Here is a 23540-nt window from a genome sequence, read left to right on the forward strand (position 1 = left end):
GTGTTATTCCTCGGACTCCTGACGATGCCACAACTGGGCATAACGTCCGTCTTTTGCCAGCAGCGCCTCATGGGATCCCTGCTCAACAACTTCGCCTTTTTCAAGCACGACAATGCGGTCCGCTTCGGCAATCGTACTTAGCCGGTGCGCGATTGTGATGACCGTTCGCCCCTTGCCCGCTTGCATCAGCGCGTCTTGGATTTCATGTTCCGTCTCGCTGTCGAGCGCGGATGTCGCTTCGTCCAACAACAAGATTGGCGGATCCTTCAGCAAAGTCCGTGCGATGCCTACCCGCTGCTTTTCGCCCCCCGACAGCTTAAGGCCCCGTTCGCCCACAGCTGTGTCGTACCCGTCCGGCAATGACACAATGAAATCGTGGATTTGAGCTGCACGCGCCGCGTCTTCGACCTCCGCCTGCGTTGCGCCGTCGCGTCCATAGGCGATGTTGTAGCCGATGGTGTCGTTAAACAGGACGGTATCTTGCGGCACCACGCCGATCATCTTGTGCAATGAGTTTTGCGACACCTCACGAACATCTTGTCCGTCGATCCGCAAGGCACCGCTTTGAACGTCATAAAACCGGAACAGCAAACGGCCAATGGTGGATTTGCCTGATCCCGTTGACCCGACAATGGCCACCATTTCACCCGGTTCAGCCACCAGCGACACACCTTTTAGGATCTTGCGGTCTGGGTCATAGCCAAAATGCACGTTGTCCAATTCAACGCGCCCACCAGTCACATTCAGCGCCGGTGCGTTGGCGATGTCGGTGATTTCAGCGGGCTGTTCCAGCAGATCAAACATCTGCCCCATATCAACCAGCGCCTGGCGGATTTCGCGGTAGACCGTCCCTAAGAAATTCAGCGGTATTGAGATTTGCACCATATATGCGTTGACCATCACGAAATCGCCCACAGTCAGCGTTCCGTTTTGCACACCAATGGCGGCCATAACCATAACCGACACAAGCCCCGCAGTGATGATCACGGATTGACCGAAATTGAGGAAAGCGAGGGAGTAGTTGGTCTTGATCGCTGCTTCTTCGTAGCCTGCCATTGCCGCGTCGTAGCGGCCGGCCTCGCGGGCCTCGGCCCCGAAGTATTTGACCGTCTCATAGTTCAACAGACTATCGATCGCCTTTTGATTGGCGTCGGTATCTTGGTCGTTCATCTGTCGACGCAGCTTTACGCGCCATTCAGTCACGGCAAAGGTGAACCAGACATATAGCGCGATGGTGATGGCCACGACCACGAGGTACCAGACGTCAAAAAGGATCGTCAGGATCACCCCAATCATCATCAACTCAAGGATGAGAGGCCCGATGGAAAAGAGCAAAAAGCGAAGCAGGAAATCAACGCCTTTGACGCCCCGCTCAATGATCCGGCTTAGACCGCCTGTCTTGCGTGTGATGTGGTAGCGCATCGACAGCCGGTGGATGTGTTCGAACGTCTCAAGCGCCAGCATACGCAGGGCGCGCTGCCCCACACGGGCAAAAATGGCGTCACGGATTTGTTGAAACCCGACCCCCATCAGCCGCGCCATGCCATACGCCACAGTCAGACCAACCGCACCCAACGCAAGCATTGGCACGCCTTCTTTTGACAACGCATCAACAGCGTCTTTGTAAAAGAATGGCGTGGAAACCGTGATCAGTTTGGACACGATCAATGCGATCATCGCCCAGACTACGCGTTTGCGGACCCATGGCATGTCATCGGGCCACAGATACGGCGCGACCTTGCGCAACACGCGCATGGACGATTGCATTTCAACTGCGTTGGCGATGTCGTCATCGCTGGGGGGAGGCTTTTGCGCCCCCTGAGGAGCAGCTGGCGCGGTGGTATCTGCGGGCATTCGAACGTCCTAATGGTAGACTCAACTACATAGGTGGCGCAGGGCAAGGATGCCAGTCAAAGCGGCCATTTCATTAGGTTAGGGCATTTAGATCAGTTCGGCAGGTCGAACACCTGACCGGGGTAAATCAGATCAGGATCACGGATCGCTGTGGCATTGGCTTCGAACACGCGCACATACAGCGTCCCGTCACCGTAACGGTCACGTGCTATGGCCCAAAGGGTGGCCCCCTTTTGCACGGTGATCGCTTTGATCGGACCATCCTCGCCTGCGGTTGCTTGGGCCAGGACGGCAGCAGATTCGCGTTTGAACGGTGTTTCCACTCGGCTGCTGACCTCCCCTTCGGCGGTCACCTCATCCACGCGCAAGGTATAAATACCCTCGTCCACATCCGGCAGCGCGCCCCTCCAACGCCCGTCTGCACCCACGGCCAAGTCGATGATTGCGTTATTGTCGAGATAGACACGAACCTGCGTTGCTTCAGATTGCGCGCGGCCTGACAGCTGCACTTCGCCCGCGTCGCCGTAGCCGATCGTGTCGAGGGCCACGTTTTTCATCACATCAGGGGCCGAACCTTGTGCCAGCGTAACGCCATCAGCGTCAGACTTGAGAATGGCCACGGGTGCGGGTGTTTCGGAAACAGCGTCTGAAACGTCGACCGGTTCAGGGGATTGCACAGCATCGGCTACTTCAATTTCCGCCTCGGCAACGGGGGTTTCAGCCGCAAGCTTAGGCTCAGGTTTAGGTTCCGCTACTGCTTCAGCTTCGGCTTCTACTTGCTCCACGGAGGCTTCTGGTTCCGCGACTGCGACGGCAACAGGTTGCGTCTGCACCTCAGGTGCTCCCTCAGGCGGGGTCTGCGCATCAGGCACGGTCAACGGAGCCACGATCATCTCTTCGACGGACGCGGTGGCTTGGCCTGCAATCTCAGCCGACAGCGTGATCACATGTGGGCTGTCATCGGGTGGAACGGTCGCAAGAGCAGCAAAGCTGCCGGATGCGTCCGCTTGGGTCGACGTGACCTCTTCGCCGTCAACCAACACAGTCACGGTGCTGCCTGGCTCTGCGCGGCCTGCGATCACCGATGTCCCGTCGGGCTCGCGGCGTAATTCGTCAAAGCTAGGGCTGGCGGGGTCGACAGCGCCTTGCTCGGCTGCAATCTGCGGTTCTTCAGGATCAGCTTGCGTGTCTTCAACAACAGCCTGCTCGGCTGGCTGATCTGTAATCTCAGCTTCTGCACCCGTATTTACTTCGGGTTCTGCAGCAGCCATTGGCGCAACAGCGACAGCGGCCAACTCAGGCGTCGGGCGAACAGTGTACCAAATCCCACCTGCCAGCACGGCAACCAGCAAAACTGCGGACGCAATTGCACCGCCATTGCCGCTTAGCACCTGATTTTTCTGATCCATATTAATACGTCCCCCCGTGCGCGCCAATGTGGCCCTGTTGAGCCTATGTAGCAAGCGCGGTATGACCGGTCAAAACACGCCATATCAACTCACCCCCCGCCCCCGTGTCTGGAGACCTGAAATGCCAATTAAATCCGTCTGCGTCTTTTGTGGTTCTCGTACGGGCGATGATCCTGCTTTTACGGTCGATGCCGAAACATTGGGGCGCGAGATAGCTGCGAATGACTGGCGGCTGGTCTACGGCGCGGGCGATGTGGGGCTAATGGGTTCTGTCGCGCGGGCGGCACAAGAGGCAGGCGGCGACACGTTTGGCGTTATCCCTGCGCATCTGGTGGCGTGGGAAGTCGGCAAAACCGACCTGACCAGTTATATCGTGACCGAAACCATGCATGAGCGCAAAAAGGTTATGTTCATGAATTGCGACGCTGTTGTGGTTTTGCCGGGCGGTGCCGGGTCGCTGGATGAATTGTTCGAAGTGCTGACGTGGCGCCAGCTTGGCCTCCATGAAAAGCCGGTATTTGTGGTGAACACGAACGGCTACTGGGATCCGCTGATCAACATGCTGGAGCATGTTGTCACGCGAGGTTTTGCCGATCAAAGCCTGCTGGGGTATCTCAAATTCGTCCCAGATGCCGCATCTGCAGTTTCAGCGCTCAAAACCACATAAATACAATATCTTACGGCGCAACATTGCGCTGAAAATGCAAACGCCCCGCAGAATCAACTACGGGGCGTAAGGCACTCAAATATAAGTAACTACATCCGCGAAGCGACGTTCTCCCAGTTCACCAAATTGTCGAGGAAGTTCGACAAGTAGCCGGGGCGCGCGTTGCGGTAATCGATGTAATAGGAATGCTCCCAAACATCGCAACCCAAGAGTGTTGTTTGACCAAAGCAAACGGGGTTCACGCCGTTTTCAGTTTTGGTGACCTTCAAGCCGCTATCGGTGTCTTTGACCAACCAAGCCCAACCAGAGCCGAACTGGCCTGCGCCGGCGGCTTTGAATTCGTCTTTGAACTTATCAACAGAACCAAAGCACTCAGTAATCGCTTTTTCCAGCTCACCTGGCATTGCAGATGTGTTCGGGCTCATCATTTCCCAGAACTGGTTATGGTTCCAAAGTTGGCTGATGTTGTTGAAAATGCCGTTCTGCGCGACGGACGTGGCATTATAAGTGCCCTTGATGATCTCTTCGAGAGATTTTCCTGCCCATTCGGTGCCCTCAATCGCAATGTTGCCGTTGGTGACATAGGCGTTGTGATGTTTGTCGTGATGAAACTCGAGCGTTTCGGCGGACATGCCTTTGGCCGCAAGCGCATCGTGAGCATAGGGAAGATCGGGAAGTTCGAATGCCATGATAGAGGCCTCCTGAGTTTGAATTACATATACACCACATGAAGCGCGATGAACGGTGTCGTCAAGATCACAACGTCCGGGAAACCGGCAGGTTCCCCCTATTGGGTCCGTGGCGTGCATTTGCCCGTGCCGTTCGGACCGAAGTCAAAGCCCGACGCGAGAGCCGATAATTGTATTCTACCTGTCTTTTTGCCGATCGAGGCGCGAAAATCAACGCTTTCAAGGCTAGTACCGCCGCCTCTTGCCCCTCTAACTTCCCATTTCACGATCAAGCGTTTGGCATTGTTGCGCACAACCGTACCCTCGATTGGTTCTTTGGCGAAATGGAGGATAACCGCGTCAACGACCTTGACCTCATTTTCGCCCTGCATGATGATCCCGACCTTTTGAGAAATCCAACCACCGTTCTTTTTCAGCTGGACCATCGTACAGTCATAAAGGATATCGCCCGGCGCGGCCGCAACGGCTCCGCCAAACCCAATGGCCAACACGGCCCCCACGATCAAATTACGGACGGTCATCATTAAACTAGGCATGTCAGCATTCCATTTCACTCAAATTATTGAGCGACTTAGCTAACATGCAAAACCCGATGCGCAACCTTAAATTGAGCGGTATACCCGCTATTGTGGAAAAACACCGACCTCCGATGTGGGCTGCGCCGCAATCTTGAGCAGATCAAAGACGTATTGCCCAACTGACCGAAAGCAGATCACTTGAAAGGTCTGCGCATCGCGCATCCAAAACGCCGCCGGGACCTGCGCCATGCGGGTTCGGCGAAACATGCCGGGCGTAAAGCTGCCGGGATGCAAATCGACGGGGCAAAGCTTGGCCATCACCTCGCGGGCATGCGGGCCCGAGACCTGAAATACCGCGCGTGCATCCGAAACATTGGCCGCCAGTGCGTGGTGCTTTTCGACTGCTTTGTTGATCTTCTCAAGCGCTGCTGGCACCTCGACGTAGGGGCACATCACAAGCAATTCGTCAGGTGACATCCACGCGATTCCACGCTCGTCCACCGAATTGCAGTGACGTTGCTCGGGGAAATCTACACTTGCAATGCTCGTTGCAGATTTACGAATGTGAGACGCGTTCAGATCGCCACGAAGGGTGATCATGCCAACAGGTCCAACTTCAGAAACTTCAGCGATTCCAGCGGTGTATGCGGCGTTCTTTAGGGCGGTGACGGGCTCAGACATTTTGCTTTTCCCCTTCTTTGTCATAGAAGACCGGGTCGACGATCCGGGCGCTGTAGGTTTTGCCATCAAGGCCAGGGAAATCGATGACCTCCCCCATGCGATCCGGACCATTGAGGACAAGTCCCATGGCGATCCCTTTGCCCAGCGTCGGCGAATGATAACTCGAAGTCACGCGCCCTTGGGTGTTGCGCTGGCCATTGTCGTTGGTACCATCCGCTACGGCATAGGCACCATCGGGCAAGGTCGCCCCATCGATCGTTTCAAGCCCAACCAGTTTCCAACGTGTGGGGTCGGTCATATGGGAGCGTTGCTGTGCGCGTTTGCCAAGGTAGTCTTCTTTCTTTTTAGAAAGCGCCCAATGCAGCCCAAGATCCTGCGGGATCACCGTGCCATCGGATTCGTCCCCGATCATGATAAAGCCCTTCTCGGCGCGCAGAATGTGCAGACATTCCGTGCCATATGGCATCACGCCCAGATCATCGCCCGCAGCCATCAGTGCGTCCCAGAACGCCTGACCATGGGAGGCATCAACCGCAATCTCATAGCTCAATTCGCCCGAGAACGAGATGCGGTAAACCCGAACCTTGAAGCCCGCAATCGTGCCATCCGCCCATTCCATAAAGCCAAGCGCGTCTTTGGACAGGTCCATCCCACCCAGTTTCTCAAGGCACTTTCGGGCGTTCGGGCCAACAACGGCGACCTGCGCATATTGCTCGGTGACGTTGGCGACGTAGACGTCCCAGTCCCACCATTCGGTTTGCAGCCATTCTTCCATGTGGCCATGGATGCTCTCAGCACCGCCGGTCGTTGTATGGCACAGCCACGTGTCGTCATCGATCCGCGCAACCACGCCGTCATCGATCAGAAACCCGTTTTCAGAACACATCAGGCCGTAGCGACATTTGCCCTGCTTCAGCGTGCTCATCATGTTGGTATAGAGCATGTCGAGGAATTTGCCTGCGTCCGGCCCTTTGACGATGAGTTTGCCCAAGGTCGATGCATCAAGTAGGCCCATGTTTTGCCGCGTGTTGGACACTTCGCGCATCACTGCGTCATGGGTGGTTTCGCCTTGCTGTATATACGCATAGGGACGGCGCCATTGGCCCACAGGCTCCCACTTTGCACCATGAGCCTCGTGCCAATTATGCATCGGGGTACGGCGCAGGGGTTGGAACACCTCGTCGCGCGCTTCGCCGCCAATCGCGGCCATCGAAATGGGGTGATAAGGGGGTCTGAATGTCGTTGTGCCGACGTCCGGAATATCTGCGTTCAGTGCGCCGGCAAGCGTCGCCAAACCGTTGATGTTGCTCAACTTACCCTGATCAGTAGCCATGCCCAACGTGGTGTAACGCTTGGCGTGCTCAACACTGACAAATCCTTCTTGGGCTGCCAGCCGCACATCGGAGACTTTGACGTCGTTCTGATAATCCAGCCACGCCTTTTCGCGCAGCTTGTGCCCGGCACCCTGCGGCATCATCCACACAGGTGCGAGTGGTGCTTCCCCCATGAGCTCTGCCCGTGGTGCCAGAGATTTCTTTGGCGTTTTGAAGCCGAGGCTTGTCGCAACACCGCATGCCGCCAGATGCGCATCGGTAAGCACTTCATCAAGGGCAAACAAACCCGCCGCAGCACCTGCCGCGGTTACGAAACCAAGGCCGTCAGCCCCTTTGGGCGGGTTGTCCACATCGGGGCTAAAGCAGGCCTTGGCCGCGTCCCAGATCAGCTTGCCACCGCAGTGCGACCACAAATGCACCACGGGCGACCAACCGCCCGACATGGCAACCGCGTCGCAATTAATTTCTTCAAGGACAGCGCCTTCGCCTGCTTGCGAACAGACCGCAACGCCAGTTACGCGCTTGCCGCCTTTGACGCTTGAAATCGCGTGGCCCATCAACACCCGAATGCCCAGCGCTTCGGCCTGCGCCATGGCATCGCTATCTTGGGGCAATACGCGTGCATCTATAATAGCGGGAACATCAAGACCTGCGTGTTTCAAGGCAGCGGCCGTAAGATAGGCATCGTCATTGTTGGTCACGATGACGGTTCGGTCGCCGACCGAGACGCCAAAGTTCACCACATAGTCGCGCATGGCACCGGCCAGCATAACACCCGGGATGTCATTGCCCGCAAAGCTGATCGGGCGTTCAATGGCACCGGTAGCCGTGATGATATGGCTCGCGCGCACACGCCAAAGGCGGTGGCGCGGTCCGTCAACTGTTGGCAAATGGTCAGTGAGGCGTTCGTAGCCCAGCACATAGCCATGATCATAGATACCCGAGGCCATGGTGCGCGTGCGCATCGTGACGTTTTCCATCGCCGCCAATTCGGCCACGATGTCATCGACGAAGGTGTCCACAGGAGCGCCATCAATGGTGCCGCCGTCAACAGGGCCGCGCCCGCCCCAATGGGCGGTCTGCTCCATCACGATGACGCGCGCGCCGGTTTTGGCTGCGGCACGCGCCGCCTCAAGACCTGCTACGCCGCCGCCAGCAACCAGCACATCGCAAAAAGCATAGAAATGCTCGTAAGTGTCGGCGTCACGCGTTTTAGGTGCTTTGCCGAGGCCCGCGGAATGGCGAATGATCGGCTCGTAAACATGCTTCCACAAAGGACGCGGATGGATGAACATCTTATAGTAGAACCCCGCCGGCAAGAACCGCGCGAGGTGAGTGTTGATTGCGCCGACGTCGAACTCAAGGCTGGGCCAGTGGTTCTGGCTTGCCGATTCCAGCCCGTCAAAAAGCTCGGTTGTGGTGACACGGGCGTTGGGCTCGAAATGCCCTTCGATCCCAAGATTAACCAAGCCATTGGGCTCTTCGGGACCTGCCGCGACCAGCCCACGAGGACGGTGGTATTTGAACGAGCGGCCGATCATCATTTGATCATTGGCCAACAAGGCAGAAGCAAGCGTATCGCCCTCATATCCGCGCAAGGTTTTACCGTTGAATTTGAATGTAACGGCCTGCGACTTATTCAAAAGGCGGCCACCGGTGGCGAGGCGTGTGCTCATGCGCTCTGCTCCTTTTTCGACCAGCCGGGACGTTTGGCCTCGATTTCTTTCAACAGCTCTTCAGGCGGTGCAAATGTCTGTGCCGCGTAGCTGCCAAACACTTCCAAAGAAGTGGTGCAGCGCGCGACATGGAACCACTTGCCGCAGCCGTTATTGTGCCGCCAGCGTTCAAAATGCACCCCCTTCGGGTTTTGGCGCATAAAGAGATAGCCTTCCAAATCCGCGTCAGATGCACCGGGACCAAAGCGTTTCAAGTGTGCCTCGCCCCCAGCGTGGAATTCGGATTCTTCGGCTGTGACGTCACAGTTGGGGCAGTGGAGAATTAGCATTGTGCAGGCTCCAAGTTCATCGCTGCAAGGCGGGTTTCGAGGGTGCCGACATGCAGCTCGAGCTGGTGGCCATCAGGGTCGCAAAAGTACAATGACGCCCCCTCAGAGCCGTTCGTTTTCCACAGATCCGCATCTGCGGCCAGAATGCGATCTTTCATGGGGGCGAAGTCTTTTTCATCAACGTCCAAAGCGAAATGCGTGTAATCTGATGAAGGTGCAGTGCCCTTATCCGGCGACAGGCACAGCCAAAGCGATCCGGCAGATAGATAGGCACCGCCGTCCCACTGCTTGGCAAGTTCCAGACCCAGAACATCGCGGTAGAATGCCACGCCGCGCTCAAGGTTGCCTGTTGCGAGGGTCAGATGGTTTAGGCCCTTAATCATCAGTGGGCCACCCCCGCCGCGACGCTTTCATCGATGAACCGCCCTTCGGAAAACCGTTCCAACCCAAAGGCATCGGTCAACGGCGCGTGGCCCTTTGCAATCAATTCGGCCATGGCCCAGCCAGAGCCAGGGATTGCCTTGAACCCGCCGGTGCCCCATCCGCAGTTGATGAAAATACCGTCTACAGGCGTTTTTGACAGAATGGGCGAACGGTCGCCCGTCACATCGACAATCCCGCCCCATTGGCGCAGCATCTTGAGGCGCGAGACCATTGGGAAGGTCTCGATGAGGGCGCGCACGGTTTCTTCGATATGATGAAAGGACCCGCGCTGGGTGTAGTTGTTGTAGCCGTCGGTACCGCCCCCGATAACCATTTCGCCTTTGTCAGACTGGCTCATGTAGCCGTGCACAGTGTTGGCCATGACAACCACGTCCATGCAGGGCTTGATCGGCTCACTTACAAGTGCCTGCAGCGCTACAGATTCGATTGGCAGACGAAAGCCTGCCATTTCGGCCAACTGTCCTGAGTGGCCAGCAACGACCATGCCCAGCTTGTCACATCCGATGTCGCCGCGTGTTGTGCTGACGCCCGTCACCTTGCCGTTTTCCTGCCGGATGCCGGTAACTTCGCATTTTTGGATCACGTCCATCCCCATGTCAGAGCATGCACGTGCATAGCCCCAAGCAACCGCATCATGGCGCGCTGTGCCACCCCGCGCCTGCCAAAGCCCGCCCAATACAGGATAGCGCGGCCCATCAATGTTGATGATCGGCACCAGCTGCTTGACCTTCTCTGGCCCGATGAATTCTGTGGGGACACCTTGCAGCGCATTGGCATGGGCCGTGCGTTGGTAACCCCGCACCTCATGTTCGGTTTGCGCCAGCATGATGACACCGCGCGGCGAGAACATTACGTTATAGTTCAGATCTTGGCTCATCGTCTCGTACAGGCTGCGCGATTTCTCGTAGATCGCGGCGGACGGGTCTTGCAGATAGTTCGAGCGGATAATCGTTGTGTTGCGCCCGGTGTTGCCGCCGCCCAGCCAACCTTTTTCCAAGATCGCCACATTGGTGATGCCGAAATTTTTACCTAAGTAATACGCCGTGGCCAGCCCGTGGCCCCCCGCCCCGATGATAATCGCATCATAATGCTTCTTAGGCTGTGCATCGCGCCAAGCACGTTCCCAACCCGTGTGATGACGCAAAGCCTCGCGGGCAACGGCAAAAACAGAATATTTCTTCATGGTTTGGCCCCCAAAGGCGTGGATTCGACAATATGGCAAGCGTTCGGTTCTTCATGCGCCAGCGGTCAGAAAAGAGGATACTAGCCGCGGCATTCCTTATCAATTTTACGACATGTGCCGCAATGGGAACGTCACAAGCAGCAAAAGCGGCAATTCGACCCTTTTGCAGATGCCCTTGGCAGGTTAGATCGGGTGTATGAGGGAATTCATCTTTTGCTGAGCTTTTGGTCAAGTGTCACGTTGATCGGTTTTATGGTCGCTGCCGTGTTGGGGCGCGCAGTGTTGCGCGGTGCCGGGCGGGCGCTGCCTGCGCGCGATGCATCAGACGTGTCTGTCTACCGCGCGCAGCTTGCCGAGGTTGAACGGGACGTGGCACGCGGCGTTTTACAAGCGGCAGAGGCAGAGCGTGTGCGGGCCGAAGTTGCGCGGCGTTTGCTGGCGGCTGATGCTGCCGTTCAAGATGCCAAGGCCCAAAGAGACGCACGTCCATGGATGCCCATCTTGCTGATTTGCGCGCTGGTTCTGGGGTCTGCGGGTCTTTACATGCGGCTTGGTGCACCCGGTTATGGCGATATGGCCCTAAAGGACCGCATTGCGTTTGCCGAAGATCTTCGGCGCAATCGGCCGGACCAAGCGGTTGCTGAGGCCAGCCTGCCCGCTTGGACACAGCCTGAAGGCTTAACACCACAGCACAGCCGCCTGCTCAATCAGTTACGAGAAGCCGTGGCGCAGCGACCCGACGATCTACAAGGGCATGAATTGCTCGCAGAGCAAGAGGCGCGTGTGGGTAATTTCAGTGCCGCAGCCAAAGCGCAGACGGCCGTTTTGCGCATAAAGGGGGATGCGGCCCTGGTCGCTGACGTCGCCAGCCTTGGCGAGTTGCTGATTCTCGCCGCGGGCGGTTATGTGTCGCCCCAGGCCGAGATTCCATTGCGCCAAACCTTGGTGCAGGATCCGACAAATGGCACAGCGCGCTACTATCTTGGGCTGATGTTGATGCAAACCGGGCGGCCAGATCAAGCGTTTCGCCTGTGGGATGCGCTGTTACGCAAAGGACCACCAGAGGCCCCATGGATCAATCCAATCCTGACGCAAATAGAATCAGCTGCTGTACTTGCAGGGGTCAATTATTCGGTGCCAGCGATTGGCGCAGGCTCTGGACCATCAGCAGAAGATATTGAAAACGCAAGCGATATGACACCAGAAGACCGAATGGAGATGATTGGCGGGATGGTTGCTGGCCTGTCAGATCGATTGGCGCGCGAAGGCGGCCCGGTGCAAGATTGGGCACGCCTGATCACCTCGCTTGGCGTCTTGGGAGAGACCGACCGTGCTGCCGCCATCCACGCCAACGCGGTAGACGTGTTTGCAGGCGACGCAGGCGCGCTTGATATCCTCCAGCAGGCTGGCGAACGTGCAGGGGTGGCCAATTGATCTTCGACGATATTATAGATTTTGCCGGTGCATTGCCGCCAATGCGCGCATTGATTGGTCTGGACCTTGGCGAAAAAACCATTGGCGTTGCGGTAACGGATAACTTTCTGTCGGTCGCCACCCCTCTAGAAACAGTGCGTCGGCGCAAATTCGGCTTAGATGCCGCACGCCTGAGCGAGATCATCGAAGGTCGTAACATTGGCGGGCTCATCTTGGGGTTGCCGCGCAATATGGACGGCTCCGAAGGTCCGCGCTGTCAGTCGACACGCGCTTTTGCCCGTAACTTTGACCGCCTGCACCCTACATTGCCCATCGGGTTTTGGGACGAGCGCCTATCGACGGTTGCGGCTGAAAAAGCACTGCTGGAGGCGGACACGACCCGAAAACGTCGCGCGGAGGTCATTGATCACGTCGCTGCGGGGTATATCTTGCAAGGGGTATTAGACCGGCTGCGCGTGCTGCGCGCCAAGGGAGACAATGATGACGGATGAGGTCTGGAAACGCGACGAGGTGGAAAGCCCCTGCATCAAGATATGTGTGATTCATCCGGAGACGCGATTGTGTACGGGATGTATGCGAAGCACTGACGAGATTGGCGCTTGGTCGCGGATGGCACCGGATTTACGGCGCGCAATCATGGACGAATTGCCCGGGCGGGCAGGTCTATTGGGCAAACGCCGCGGTGGACGTGCGGCCCGTTTGGCGCAAAAGTCTTAGGCTCCGCGCTTGATCGGGTAGCCGAACAACGCAACTGCGGCCCGGCCCCTGCTGCGACGCGGGAGCAGATGAATCGTAGCCGCCACGTTGCCATTCGCTGCCAAGACGTTGGTTTTGATAAAGTCGCGCGCGCGTTGTTCAAGCGCAGGAAAAATGCCCGCTTTTGATTGTGCATTAGCGCGGTAGGCGAACATACCGTGTGGACCTGTCATGATCTGTTTCATCTGCTGCCTCAAAAGTTATAAACGCCGCCTCTTCGTGCGGTTAATACGATGTTAGCTACATTCAGCTTTTGACGACAATGTGTCAGGAGCATGATCATTGTGCGTCGTTGCGAAACGGCTACAGGTGCGCATCAGGTGCTAACCACTCCGAAAAGCTCGGCAGTTCAGGCCGGAAGAATGCAATCATCCTGCCACCCGGGTCTGAATAATTGCAGGTCGGATCCCACGGCTCAGTGCCGTGAAGAATGAAACGGTGCAGCAACGCCGCTTCGCCCGGACGCATAATGAGCCGAATTTTCTCGCACTGTTCAAAGACCTCTCGCCGGGCCGCCTGATAGACTTGCGTAATGTCGGTATCGGGTGACGGGTTCGGGCCAAAAGCCTCAACCAATGCGCGTTGCATGATGATGTGACTGCCGCGCCAGACCACCACTGGGGACGCGGGACAATCGGTAAGAGGCAGCGCCAAAATATAAGCGTGCCATTCCCGGGCGAAACGCCGGCGCTCGGGCCCTTCAGGCAACAGACCATCTACATGAGCTGCGGCGCGGTTTGCGCGGAAACGGTGATTTGCGTCCGTCTCATCCCGGTCTTGTTGGGGATAGCCCGGGTAGACGATTGAGACCTGTGCCCGGTGCAATGGCAATTTCGGCACATGCGCTCTCCACGCCCCCGGCAAGGCCACGCCATCAATGCTGCCATCCGCCGTCGTCGGCAAAAGATCGACGCCGACAAACCAAGTGTCGCCATGCCGCAGGTTGGCCGAGCGTATACTGCGGTCTCGCACGAGTGTGGCGGTATGCTGGCGGGCCGCATCAGCCCAACGCGCAACGCCGTCTTCTTGCTTGAACAGCTGGTAGCCGTTCTGAGACGTCACGCCATCAACGCCTTGCGCAGCATATTGAATGCCACAAGCACCAAAAACACTGCGAACACACGCTTGAGCGGTTTGGGATCCATTGCATGTGCCAAACGTGCGCCCAACGGTGCGGTGATCAACGTCATCGCGATGATCAGGGTAAAAGCTACTAGATTGACGGCACCCAGCGTAAAGGGTGGCCGACCTGCGTCCATATCAACCATCAAGAAACCGATCACCGCTGGTACGGCAATCAGCACGCCAAAACCCGCAGCCGTGGCTACAGCGCGGTGAATGGGAGTGTTGTAAAGTGTCATCAGGGGTACGCCAAAACTGCCTCCGCCAATCCCCATCAACACGCTAAGAAATCCGACCGCAGGCGACAATGCCGCGCGGCGCATCCCTTTAGGCATCATTTGGCCCAGCCGCCATTCGGAGCGGCCGAACCCCATATACAACCCCACGATCAACGCCAGCACGCCAAAGATTGCCTGCAAGGTTGAGGACCGCAGTTGGGCGACCAGAAAAACGCCGATAATGGCACCGATCACGATACCCGGGGCCCAAGCGCGCAAGATATCCCAATCCACCGCGCCCTTTTTGTTATGGGCATGAACGGAACGCAGCGATGTCACGATGATCGTTGCAAGCGATGTCGCCAGACACATCTGCATCAATTGCGGACCGTCATAGCCCAGAGTTTGAAATGCGTAAAAGAATGCGGGAACCAAAATGATGCCGCCGCCGACGCCAAGCAGGCCTGCAAGCACGCCCGCAAAGGCCCCGATCACCAGCAGCATCGCAGCCATCTGGACAAGCAATGTGGTATCGAACATGTGCGTTATCTTTCTGATGTGGGCGTCTGACCTCGTGCTACACTTCTTGCAGAGTGCCCGCCAGTGCTTCGATATCTTCCAGAGCGGTCCGCACCATCTCCGAATTTGCGCCAGTTTTGGCGGCACCTTCGGACAGCTGTCGACGCCACGCACGCGCACCGGGACGCCCCGCGAAGAGCCCCATCATGTGTCGCGTGATTTGGTTAAGCCGGCCCCCATTGTCCAAATGCGCATCTATATAGGGCAGCATGGCGCGCACTGCGTCCTCGGGTCGCGACACCGTTGTGGCACCATAAATCTGGGCGTCGGCCTCGCATAAAACATCTGCTGGCGTATGGTAAGCGGCGCGCCCAACCATGACACCATCAAGGCCTGCGTCCAGAAACCCATTGGCCTGCGCCAGCGTCGTAATCCCGCCGTTGATTGAGATGTGCAAATTCGGAAAGAGCCCCTTCATCTGCTGCACCAGATCATAATCGAGCGGTGGAATATCGCGATTTTCCTTTGGGCTAAGCCCTTGTAGCCAAGCCATCCGGGCGTGGATCGCCACCCGCTCGATCCCTGCCCCAACCATCTGCGACAAAAACTCTGGCAGCGTTTCTTGGGGGATCTGATCGTCAACACCGATGCGGCATTTCACGGTGATCTCAACCGGGCTTGCCGCCTGCATCGCCCGCACGCAACGTGCCACCAGCGCAGGATCGCGCATCAACACAGCACCAAAGCACCCCGACTGGACCCGGTCCGACGGGCACCCCACATTCAGGTTAATCTCATCATAGCCGGCCTCAGCGCCGATCCTCGTGGCCTCTGCCAACTCAGCAGGGTCAGAGCCCCCCAGCTGCAAGGCCACGGGATGCTCGTCCGCGTTATAGTCCAGCAAATGCAACGCACCGCCGCGCACAAGCGCCGGGGCCGTCACCATTTCAGTATAAAGCAATGTGTGTTGGGACAGCTGCCGGTGCAGGAACCTGCAATGACGATCCGTCCAGTCCATCATTGGGGCTACGGAAAGCCGGGATGCTTTATTTATCAATGCCTTAGACGCCACTAATGTCACGACCGCTTACCCTTTAAGGTTGATATTTCTATCATATTTATCAACGTTTTATCCCATTTCCATCCATAGGCATACTTTAAGAGCAAAGCAGTTATGGCAGCTATCGTTCGGATCGAACGCAAGTCTGGCGCACGCTATAGAGCCAAGATCATCAAGAAGAAAGGCGGCAAGGTAGTCTTCACAAAAAGCGCAACGTTCGAGCGGGAGGCGACAGCAAAGGCCTGGGCAAAAAGGGGTGAATGAGATTATGCCGCTGGTACTTTGAACTCTGGCAATAAAACTACAATCTGTGAGTTGGTTGATCTCTACTTGGCGCGTCAGAACAAGGAAATCAGAAAAACCAAAACTCAAGTGCTCAGGAGCATCAAGCTGCCTAATGTTGCAGCGATAGATGTGACAAGTTTGACTACCAATTCCATCGTCGATTTTGCGCGGTTCGATGCCACCTTGGGTTAAGCTGGTAAGAAGCGCTCGTGGGATGATCGATCATTGCCGCCGGAACTGGTCTTTGAGTCACCTCGGTAAATTGTTTGCGCCAAGTGCAATGCAGTCATGCAGGATGAGCGTGGCTATCGATCTTTTGAACTGGCCATCAAGTGATATAAGCCTCGAAACAACTCCAATGCAGGTTTTTCATGGCGCGCCTAGTTTCATTTTCAGCAAACAACATCGGAGCACTGTTTGGCCTAGGGGCTTTTGCAGTGTTTTCCTTTTCTGATGTGGTCGTCAAACAACTTGGCGCAACCTATTCGCCATTTCAAATTGTGTTTTTTAGCGCCCTTCTCAGTTTCCCTTTGATCACCCTTGTTCTGATGAGCGACCAAAAGCCTGGTACGCTGCGCCCGGTGCACCCATGGTGGATCGCCTTGCGCAGTGTCAGCGGTGCCACTTCAGCTGTCTGTGCATTCTATGCTTTCAGCCAACTGGCTCTTTCTCAAGTTTACGCAATCATATTTGCGTCGCCGTTGATTATTACTATTTTGGCTATCCCAATGCTCGGAGAGACCGTTCGACTTCGGCGCGGCCTCGCCATTCTCTTTGGCCTGATCGGAGTTATGGTGGTATTGCGTCCCGGCGCAGTTCCCATGAGCGGTGGGCATCTCGCGGCGCTCATGGCTGCTGTCACGGGGGCACTTAACTCAATAATCGTTCGGAAAATCGGGCACGAAGAAAGAGGTGTCGTGATGATCCTCTATCCGATGATGGCGAATCTTGTTCTGACAGCTGCCATCCTGCCTTTCGTTTATGTGGAAGTGCCGATTGCGGACTTGGGACAATTTGCGGTGGTTGCGGCACTTGTCCTGCTGGCCATGGCCTTCCTTGTAGCTGCGTATACACGCGGTGACGCGATGACCGTGGCACCGATGCAATACTCCCAGATCGTTTGGGCTGCACTTTTTGGCGCGCTCTTTTTCGGTGAGTACCCCGTCTGGCAAACCTACTTGGGAACGGCCATAATTGCGCTATCGGGATTTTACATTCTAAAACGCGAAGCCACAGGCGATGTCTCCAAGAATAGACCTGTTCTCAAGACGCGTACTCGAATTGGCCTGCCGGCGGGCTTACATGTTGGCATCATCCTTCGACGCAGGCGCAAGAAAGTCTAAATGTTTGCTTAGACAGTTCGAAGGTACGATCTATTCTTAATAAAAGAAACCGCTTGCTGCGAGAGGAGGGTAACCCCACCTAATACCAGAAGCGATGGATTCAGTCGGTCAGCACACACATTGTAGATCTTCAAATCTGCGGGCTGTGTTGATGCGGAAACCGTTGCCAGTGGACCTGCCTTCGCCCAACGCTTCTAAAGGCAAGAGCTGCCATCCGGTGCGGGATGGGCCATGGTCTGCTCTGCGGGCAAAGCCGTCGACCGCCGTTGCAGCCCGCAGTTCTCTTTCGACCTAAAGGCGACTTTAGTGTTCTTTGCAGCCAAAGACGGCGTGTCCCTCCAAGGGGAACCGTTCGATTGATCCATGTCATGGTTGACTCAGTCAACCGAAGGTAGTTTTTCTACATGATCTGAGCTTCCGGAGCGGGCGTAATTTCAGGGCGATACCATAAGAAATAGGAAAAGGTGGGCTTCAAAATGTCTATTGGACGGGTTCTAACCGGTGCACTGCTTACTTTGGGTGCGGTACAACCTTCATCAGCTTTTGCCCAACAAGCGAGCGGGCCTGATTTTTCCGTACCGAAAAACGAAATTGTTAAGAAGACAGAAAATTTTTCCCCTTTCGTAAACTTCGAGGCACCTGATCGTGTCTTCTGGGGAGATTCACATCTGCACACTTCGTATTCTTGGGATGCTGGATTGGTAGGCAATACGTTAGGCCCGGATGAGGCTTATCGCTTTGCGAAAGGTCAGCAGGTTATTGCAAGCTCTGGGCAGCCGGTCAAACTGGTCAGACCTCTGGATTGGCTGGTGGTAGCTGATCACGCAGAGAGCCTTGGTGTCGCTGTACTTATCGAGCGTTCAGATCCCGCCATTTTAAGAAGCGAAGTCGGACGGACGACGCACGACCTGTACAAAGAAGGCAAGATCTACGAAGCCTTTGAAAACTGGGGCCTGAATGTCATCGTTGGGGGCAATGATCCGCTCAAAGACCCTGCGCTGACCCGCACTGTCTGGGAAGAGATCATAGACCACGCTGAAAACCACAATACCCCCGGGCAGTTTACGGCCTTCATCGGCTACGAATGGTCATCAGCGCCAGGTGGCAATAATCTGCACCGCGTCGTCATAATGCGGGATGGTGCTGCGGAGGCGAAGAAAGTCCTGCCGTTCGCTGCTTATGAGTCCGACGACCCCGAGAAACTGTGGGATTGGATGGAAGTCTACGAAGAAAAAACCGGTGGGCAAATTCTAGCTATCCCCCACAATGGCAACATATCAAATGGTGTGATGTTCTCTGTCGAGACCCAGTCCGGAGAGCCGATAAACCAGGCCTACGCCGAGCGTCGTGCCAAATGGGAACCTCTCTATGAGGTCACTCAAATGAAAGGCGATGGAGAATCGCATCCGATCCTGTCACCGAACGACGAGTTCGCCGATTATGAAAATTGGGACCGCGGGAATTGGGCCGGTGAGCCAAAAACACCGGAAATGTTGCCGCATGAATACGCCCGAGGTGGATTGAAGGTCGGCCTTCAAATGGAAGAAGCGCTCGGTATCAACCCATTCAAATTTGGAATGATCGGTGGAACCGATTCACACACCTCGCTGTCCACTAGCCGAGAAGACAACTATTTCGGAAAAGTGTCCCTCATGGAACCTGGTCCCGACCGGTTCGAAGGAGAGATCGTCCCCGATCCGCAGAATGCGGGCACAGGTACATATGAATTTGAGACCATCGCGTCAGGGCTTCAAGGTGTGTGGGCCAAGGAAAACACGCGCGAGGCTTTGTGGGATGCAATGAAACGCAAAGAAACATACGCAACCACAGGCAGCCGTATGACTGTCCGGGTGTTCGGCGGTTGGAAGTATAACGCCGACGATGTGCTGAGGCCAGATTTTGCCAAGACAGGTTATCTGGGCGGTGTGCCCATGGGCGGTGATTTGCAAAATGCACCAAACGGCATGGCCCCTAGATTGATGATCCGCACATTGCGTGACCCGGACGGAGCGAACTTAGACCGTGTTCAAGTTGTAAAGGGTTGGCTCGATTCAGACGGCCAAGCACAAGAGCTTGTCTATGATGTCGTTTGCTCTGACGACCGAAAAATCATTGAAACCCGTTGTGAAAGTGCCGTGGGCAATACCGTCAACATCGAGGCTGCCACATACACCAACGATATTGGCGATTCACTTCTGATGGCCTTCTGGGAAGACCCCGATTTCGATCCCTCACAGCGTGCCTTCTACTATGTTCGGGTTCTTGAGATACCCATACCACGCTGGACAACGTACGACGCTGCTTTCTACGGTGTTGGTTTGCCCGAGGGCGTGCCACCGTCGCAGCAGGATCGGGCATACACATCACCGATTTGGTATACGCCATAGAAATCGTGGAAAAATCCCGCAGCAAAGGCCCGAAAACCGCCTATTGCGACCAGTGCTGCTTAGCCGATTAAGGCGCCGTTGGGCCCAAAGTATGCGTAATTGGGCAGCCCTCTGTTTTGAGGTCGAGCTTCCATAGGATCACAGGATAGCTGTGAACAAGGGAGACAGAAAATGGATTACTATGCTGGATTAGACATATCGCTGCGGTCGTGCGCGCTTTGCATTGTTGATGGCAATGGAACCGTTCTACTTGAGCGCGAGTTGCCGTGTGAGGTGAGCGAAATCGCTGCATGCCTTGGCGCGTTTCCAAATCCGATTGAACGGGTCGGCTTTGAAGCGGGCACCATGAGCTACTCGGAAATCTCGGGGACAGATGAAGGTCCCTATGTGTTGACGGATTTCACATCGAGCGGAATGACGCACTCGGAGCCAGCGTATGCTGAACTCAACAACGCTAAGCGAATCAAAGGACCATTTACAGGTTTCAACTTCGGCGAAGTGTCGATTTCTTGGAACGATCCAGCGGGACCTATCGTGACCCTAAGGTGCTATGATGCGGTCGGTCGCCAACAGTTTGAACACAATATTCAAGCTTCTGAATTGCACCTCGATTAACCTTATGTTTTTGCATCACCGCATGACTGCTTTGGGCTCATTCCTGTCGTTCGCGGCAAAGGCCATCAAGGTCCGCTATGGGCCGGAAGCCGACCGCGATGGGCGAGTGAAATGGTCCAATTGCTGCGCCATGCACATTTCGACCAAAAGGGCGGATTGCAGTCGTTCGCTGCGGGTTGCGTGAATGACCGAGTTGCGGGGCAAAGCCGCCTGATGCAAATGCAGCAAACATTGCTACGGTAGACCGGTCGAAACAGCGATCGTGTCGCGGCAGTGCAGCACAAATTCCCCGAAGCGGCCGTTCACCACGGGCAAATTTGCTGAAATCCAAACCGGTCGTTCGCTGCGTCAGTGCTGACGTCTCAGTTGCAGGGCAAAAGAGCCGTTCCTTGAATACCGCACCGAACGCCGTTAGGTTGATTGAATCGAAAATCGAATGGAGCATCAATGCCACAACACCCAAGAACGTTTTCTCACATTGGCCTATCAGTGCCTGATGTCGATGCGGCCGTGAAGTTTTATTCCGAAGTGCTTGGATTTTACGTCATTATGCCACCCACCGACGTCACAGAAGACGAAAGTGACATCGGCGTAATGTGCACGGATGTTTTTGGCCCCGAGTGGAAAAAGCTTCGCATTGCACACCTTTCTACGGCAGATCGGATAGGTTTCGAAATCTTTGAATTCGATGGCAATTATGCGCCTGAGAACAACATCGATTTCAGGCGCAACGGCACATTCCATTTCTGCATACAAGATCCCGATGTCGAGGGCCTCGTTGAAAAGATTGTGAGTGCTGGCGGGAAGCAGAGAATGCCGATCCGATATTATTATCCCGACGAAAAACCTTATCGAATGGTCTATGTGGAAGACCCCTTTGGGATTGTGTTCGAGATATACAGCCACTCTTATGAATTGACCTACTCGTCAGGAGCATACACCTGATAAATTGAGCACAGATGAGTGTCCATCTTGGGGCTCAAAACAGCCATTCGCTGTTTCCGGCTCATAAGAAGCATTTACGGGTTCAATTCACACCGCAATGTGGCTTCCGCATTTCGGCCGATTGAACATGGCGTGGAATTTTAGAAAGCGGAATGAAAGCAGCGCGCAAAACCGCCACGGCAAGACCAAGAAACCATTTCTGCAGAGGGGCTTCAGGCAATTGGCCGGCATCAAGCCCATCTTTCGCGCAATACAGAAACTGCGGAGGACGTTGGACCGCGGCACGGGAAACCTGTAGTTCTGATAATTGCCACACAGCGAATGTATGATGACGACCACAAGCTCTATTGTGCGGACAATTGTGTGTGGTTCACTGAAAGAGTTCCGGTCAGATATTTGGGCTTCGCACTGACGCCAGTCGAAACCCAAGACTCAGGGGCTACCACGTTTACTCTATCCAAAACAAAACAATTTCTTGGGTTTGGCAACCAATTTCCAAGCCCCCTGTTTTGGGTGTCGGTTTCCTCATTCTCCGGTGCCCAATTTCCCTCTGTGCGCTCAGCATCCAGCTCTAGAGTCTAAACAGACAGTAAGGCTAGAGGCCGCTAACATTTGTGAACAGGCCGACGATGGTTTCACTGAGATCAAATTTCCAAACACCTCTTTGGATTGTCCAGCTATTCCAGAGTTTAAAGCAGTCAGCATTCACAAGGCTCAAGATGAGCAGCGCGGGCTAAGATACATCTGGGTCTAAACTCATTTGCATCGGACATTCCGGTTCCGCGTTTGCCAGATGCCACGGAACTTATAATTGTATGCCTAAATCCGCTTTGGATTTACCAATACATTAAATACAAAATCTTTGTCCGCCAACCGTCCAGCCCGTCAAGGGAACGACGCTTAAGCGGGCGCTTTGATGTAATTTTCCCCCATTACTTTCAGTGACTTAGATCTTTTCAAGCCATTCGAAATTCAGATTACCCGACTAATGTTTATTCAGATGGACAGCAAGGGCAGCCATCCTTCCCGTCCATATCACATTCCATTGGCACCCAATGGCGGGCCTGCTCAGGTCCTTAAACCAGCTTAACGGGGCTTTGCGTGCTGAGCGATTGCGCGGCGGCATCCGCAAGGCGTTGCGCGGCTACACCGTCTGAAATGCTTGGAATAAGTGCTCTGCCTTCCACAATGGCCGCGATGAATGCTTCCATTTCCGCGATATACGCAGCCTCGTAGCGCTCAAGGAAGAAATGCTTGTTTGGGGCGGTGGTAAAGCCCTGTTCGCCTGCCTGCTCGACAAGATTTTCAAGCTTGTTTGCGGCGCGCAACATCCCCTTTGACCCATGCACTTCGACCCGCTGGTCATAGCCATAAGTGGCACGACGTGAGTTGTTGATCAGTGCGATCTTGCCGCTCGCAGTCTTCAGCGTGACGGCAGCCGTATCTATGTCTCCAGCCTCCCCGATCGCGGGGTCCACTAGGCATGAGCCCGTCGCAAAGAGTTCCACCGGTTCTTCGTTCAGAAGAAAGCGGGCCATATCCAGATCATGGATCATCATATCGCGGAACAAGCCCCCCGACTGCTTGATATAGCTAACGGGCGGCGGGGATGGATCGCGCGACGTGATCACGATCATCTCGGTGGCCCCGATGGCCCCTGCATCAAGTTGCGCCTTTAGATGCGCGAAATTCGGATCGAAGCGGCGGTTGAACGCAGTGAAAAAACCAACACCAGCGGCTTCAACGGCCGCTTTGCACTCCTGTGCCCGCTCTGACGATAGATCAATCGGCTTTTCGCAGAAAATCGCTTTTCCGGCGGCGGCCAAAGCATGGATCTGATCATAATGCAGCGTGGTCGGCGTGGCGACAATGACCGCATCAATGTCAGAAGCTGCAATGATCGCCTCGGCACTGCGCACTTCGGCACCGCTGGTGGTGGCAAGTTCCTGTGCCGCGGCTGGCACAAAATCTGCGACTGCGACAAGCTTGGCAGAGGAGATCCGCGATAAGCTGCGCGCGTGGACCTGACCGATGCGGCCACATCCCAAAAGACCGATGGAGATCATGTGGGC

24 protein-coding genes are annotated in these 23540 nt (G+C 55.5%); 10 read left to right on the forward strand and 14 right to left on the reverse strand.

Annotated elements, in window-relative coordinates; genetic code table 11:
* Positions 1 to 3: 3 nt before the first annotated feature.
* Entirely contained in the window at positions 4 to 1854 is a 1851-nt protein-coding gene (locus C1J03_RS15495; RefSeq protein WP_114887411.1) for an ABCB family ABC transporter ATP-binding protein/permease, read from the reverse strand.
* A gap of 92 nt (positions 1855 to 1946) precedes the next feature.
* Positions 1947 to 3263 carry a LysM peptidoglycan-binding domain-containing protein gene (locus C1J03_RS15500; protein ID WP_114887412.1) on the reverse strand — a complete coding sequence of 439 codons (1317 nt, stop codon included), beginning with the start codon at positions 3261 to 3263 and terminating at the stop codon, positions 1947 to 1949.
* A 121-nt stretch (positions 3264 to 3384) separates the two neighbouring features.
* Between C1J03_RS15500 and C1J03_RS15505 the strand changes: the two genes are divergently transcribed.
* A complete protein-coding gene (locus tag C1J03_RS15505; protein ID WP_114887413.1) occupies positions 3385 to 3930 on the forward strand; it encodes a TIGR00730 family Rossman fold protein in 546 nt (181 codons plus the stop codon).
* A gap of 89 nt (positions 3931 to 4019) precedes the next feature.
* On the opposite strand, the gene C1J03_RS15510 is transcribed toward C1J03_RS15505, so the two are convergent.
* The 7 genes from C1J03_RS15510 to C1J03_RS15540 form a co-directional block, all read right to left on the reverse strand.
* Positions 4020 to 4619, reverse strand: coding sequence for a superoxide dismutase (locus tag C1J03_RS15510; RefSeq protein ID WP_114887414.1), 600 nt, complete (start codon positions 4617 to 4619; stop codon positions 4020 to 4022).
* 98 nt (positions 4620 to 4717) lie between these two features.
* Positions 4718 to 5155, reverse strand: a complete 438-nt coding sequence (locus C1J03_RS15515) for a hypothetical protein (protein WP_162798561.1) — start codon at positions 5153 to 5155, stop codon at positions 4718 to 4720.
* An 87-nt stretch (positions 5156 to 5242) separates the two neighbouring features.
* Entirely contained in the window at positions 5243 to 5818 is a 576-nt protein-coding gene (locus C1J03_RS15520; protein WP_114887416.1) for a sarcosine oxidase subunit gamma, read from the reverse strand.
* Positions 5811 to 8828, reverse strand: coding sequence for a sarcosine oxidase subunit alpha family protein (locus tag C1J03_RS15525; RefSeq protein WP_114887417.1), 3018 nt, complete (start codon positions 8826 to 8828; stop codon positions 5811 to 5813). Before C1J03_RS15525 ends, C1J03_RS15520 begins: the two co-directional genes overlap by 8 nt.
* Positions 8825 to 9157 carry a sarcosine oxidase subunit delta gene (locus C1J03_RS15530; protein WP_114887418.1) on the reverse strand — a complete coding sequence of 111 codons (333 nt, stop codon included), beginning with the start codon at positions 9155 to 9157 and terminating at the stop codon, positions 8825 to 8827. The genes C1J03_RS15525 and C1J03_RS15530 overlap by 4 nt, the downstream gene beginning before the upstream one ends.
* Positions 9151 to 9540, reverse strand: a complete 390-nt coding sequence (locus tag C1J03_RS15535; protein ID WP_114887419.1) for a VOC family protein — start codon at positions 9538 to 9540, stop codon at positions 9151 to 9153. Before C1J03_RS15535 ends, C1J03_RS15530 begins: the two co-directional genes overlap by 7 nt.
* Positions 9540 to 10784 (reverse strand): sarcosine oxidase subunit beta family protein, encoded by a 1245-nt coding sequence (locus tag C1J03_RS15540; protein ID WP_114887420.1) that lies wholly within the window; start codon positions 10782 to 10784, stop codon positions 9540 to 9542. The genes C1J03_RS15535 and C1J03_RS15540 overlap by 1 nt, the downstream gene beginning before the upstream one ends.
* Positions 10785 to 11000: 216 nt before the next feature.
* Here C1J03_RS15540 and ccmI point away from each other — a divergent pair, with 216 nt between their 5' ends.
* The 3 genes from ccmI to C1J03_RS15560 are packed head-to-tail and all read left to right on the forward strand — an operon-like array spanning position 11001 to position 12935.
* Positions 11001 to 12218: a c-type cytochrome biogenesis protein CcmI gene (gene ccmI / locus C1J03_RS15550; protein WP_114889032.1), complete on the forward strand. Its 1218-nt coding sequence runs from the start codon at positions 11001 to 11003 to the stop codon at positions 12216 to 12218.
* The gene (gene ruvX, locus C1J03_RS15555; protein WP_174234470.1) at positions 12215 to 12709 is read left to right on the forward strand and encodes a Holliday junction resolvase RuvX; all 495 of its coding nucleotides are present in this window, start codon (positions 12215 to 12217) and stop codon (positions 12707 to 12709) included. Before ccmI ends, ruvX begins: the two co-directional genes overlap by 4 nt.
* Positions 12699 to 12935, forward strand: coding sequence for a DUF1289 domain-containing protein (locus C1J03_RS15560; protein ID WP_114887422.1), 237 nt, complete (start codon positions 12699 to 12701; stop codon positions 12933 to 12935). The genes ruvX and C1J03_RS15560 overlap by 11 nt, the downstream gene beginning before the upstream one ends.
* On the opposite strand, the gene C1J03_RS15565 is transcribed toward C1J03_RS15560, so the two are convergent.
* The 4 genes from C1J03_RS15565 to dusA all read right to left on the reverse strand — a co-directional run bounded on the left by C1J03_RS15565 (position 12932) and on the right by dusA (position 15854).
* Positions 12932 to 13159, reverse strand: coding sequence for a hypothetical protein (locus tag C1J03_RS15565; RefSeq protein WP_114887423.1), 228 nt, complete (start codon positions 13157 to 13159; stop codon positions 12932 to 12934). The genes C1J03_RS15560 and C1J03_RS15565 overlap by 4 nt on opposite strands.
* A gap of 118 nt (positions 13160 to 13277) precedes the next feature.
* Positions 13278 to 14036, reverse strand: coding sequence for a hypothetical protein (locus C1J03_RS15570; protein WP_114887424.1), 759 nt, complete (start codon positions 14034 to 14036; stop codon positions 13278 to 13280).
* Positions 14033 to 14854 carry a sulfite exporter TauE/SafE family protein gene (locus C1J03_RS15575; protein ID WP_114887425.1) on the reverse strand — a complete coding sequence of 274 codons (822 nt, stop codon included), beginning with the start codon at positions 14852 to 14854 and terminating at the stop codon, positions 14033 to 14035. Before C1J03_RS15575 ends, C1J03_RS15570 begins: the two co-directional genes overlap by 4 nt.
* A gap of 37 nt (positions 14855 to 14891) precedes the next feature.
* Positions 14892 to 15854 carry a tRNA dihydrouridine(20/20a) synthase DusA gene (gene dusA / locus C1J03_RS15580; protein ID WP_254694278.1) on the reverse strand — a complete coding sequence of 321 codons (963 nt, stop codon included), beginning with the start codon at positions 15852 to 15854 and terminating at the stop codon, positions 14892 to 14894.
* Between the two features lie 153 nt (positions 15855 to 16007).
* Between dusA and C1J03_RS25365 the strand changes: the two genes are divergently transcribed.
* The 6 genes from C1J03_RS25365 (at position 16008) to C1J03_RS26105 (ending at position 22050) form a co-directional block, all read left to right on the forward strand.
* A complete protein-coding gene (locus C1J03_RS25365) occupies positions 16008 to 16157 on the forward strand; it encodes a hypothetical protein (RefSeq protein ID WP_162798562.1) in 150 nt (49 codons plus the stop codon).
* Between the two features lie 392 nt (positions 16158 to 16549).
* Positions 16550 to 17521 carry a DMT family transporter gene (locus C1J03_RS15590; protein ID WP_114887427.1) on the forward strand — a complete coding sequence of 324 codons (972 nt, stop codon included), beginning with the start codon at positions 16550 to 16552 and terminating at the stop codon, positions 17519 to 17521.
* A 476-nt stretch (positions 17522 to 17997) separates the two neighbouring features.
* Entirely contained in the window at positions 17998 to 19908 is a 1911-nt protein-coding gene (locus C1J03_RS15595; protein ID WP_114887428.1) for a DUF3604 domain-containing protein, read from the forward strand.
* A 171-nt stretch (positions 19909 to 20079) separates the two neighbouring features.
* On the forward strand, positions 20080 to 20523 hold the full coding sequence (locus tag C1J03_RS25785; protein ID WP_254694065.1) for a hypothetical protein: 444 nt from the start codon (positions 20080 to 20082) through the stop codon (positions 20521 to 20523).
* A 447-nt stretch (positions 20524 to 20970) separates the two neighbouring features.
* Positions 20971 to 21468: a lactoylglutathione lyase family protein gene (locus tag C1J03_RS15610; RefSeq protein WP_114887430.1), complete on the forward strand. Its 498-nt coding sequence runs from the start codon at positions 20971 to 20973 to the stop codon at positions 21466 to 21468.
* Between the two features lie 195 nt (positions 21469 to 21663).
* Entirely contained in the window at positions 21664 to 22050 is a 387-nt protein-coding gene (locus tag C1J03_RS26105) for an RNA 2'-phosphotransferase (protein WP_114887431.1), read from the forward strand.
* Between the two features lie 494 nt (positions 22051 to 22544).
* Here the strand turns inward: C1J03_RS26105 and iolG are convergent, their stop codons facing one another.
* Positions 22545 to 23534 carry an inositol 2-dehydrogenase gene (gene iolG, locus C1J03_RS15620; protein ID WP_114887432.1) on the reverse strand — a complete coding sequence of 330 codons (990 nt, stop codon included), beginning with the start codon at positions 23532 to 23534 and terminating at the stop codon, positions 22545 to 22547.
* Positions 23535 to 23540 lie beyond the last annotated feature (6 nt).

Origin of the sequence: Sulfitobacter sp. SK012, from assembly GCF_003352085.1 — a bacterium.
In the GTDB taxonomy this organism is placed as follows: Bacteria; Pseudomonadota; Alphaproteobacteria; order Rhodobacterales; family Rhodobacteraceae; genus Sulfitobacter.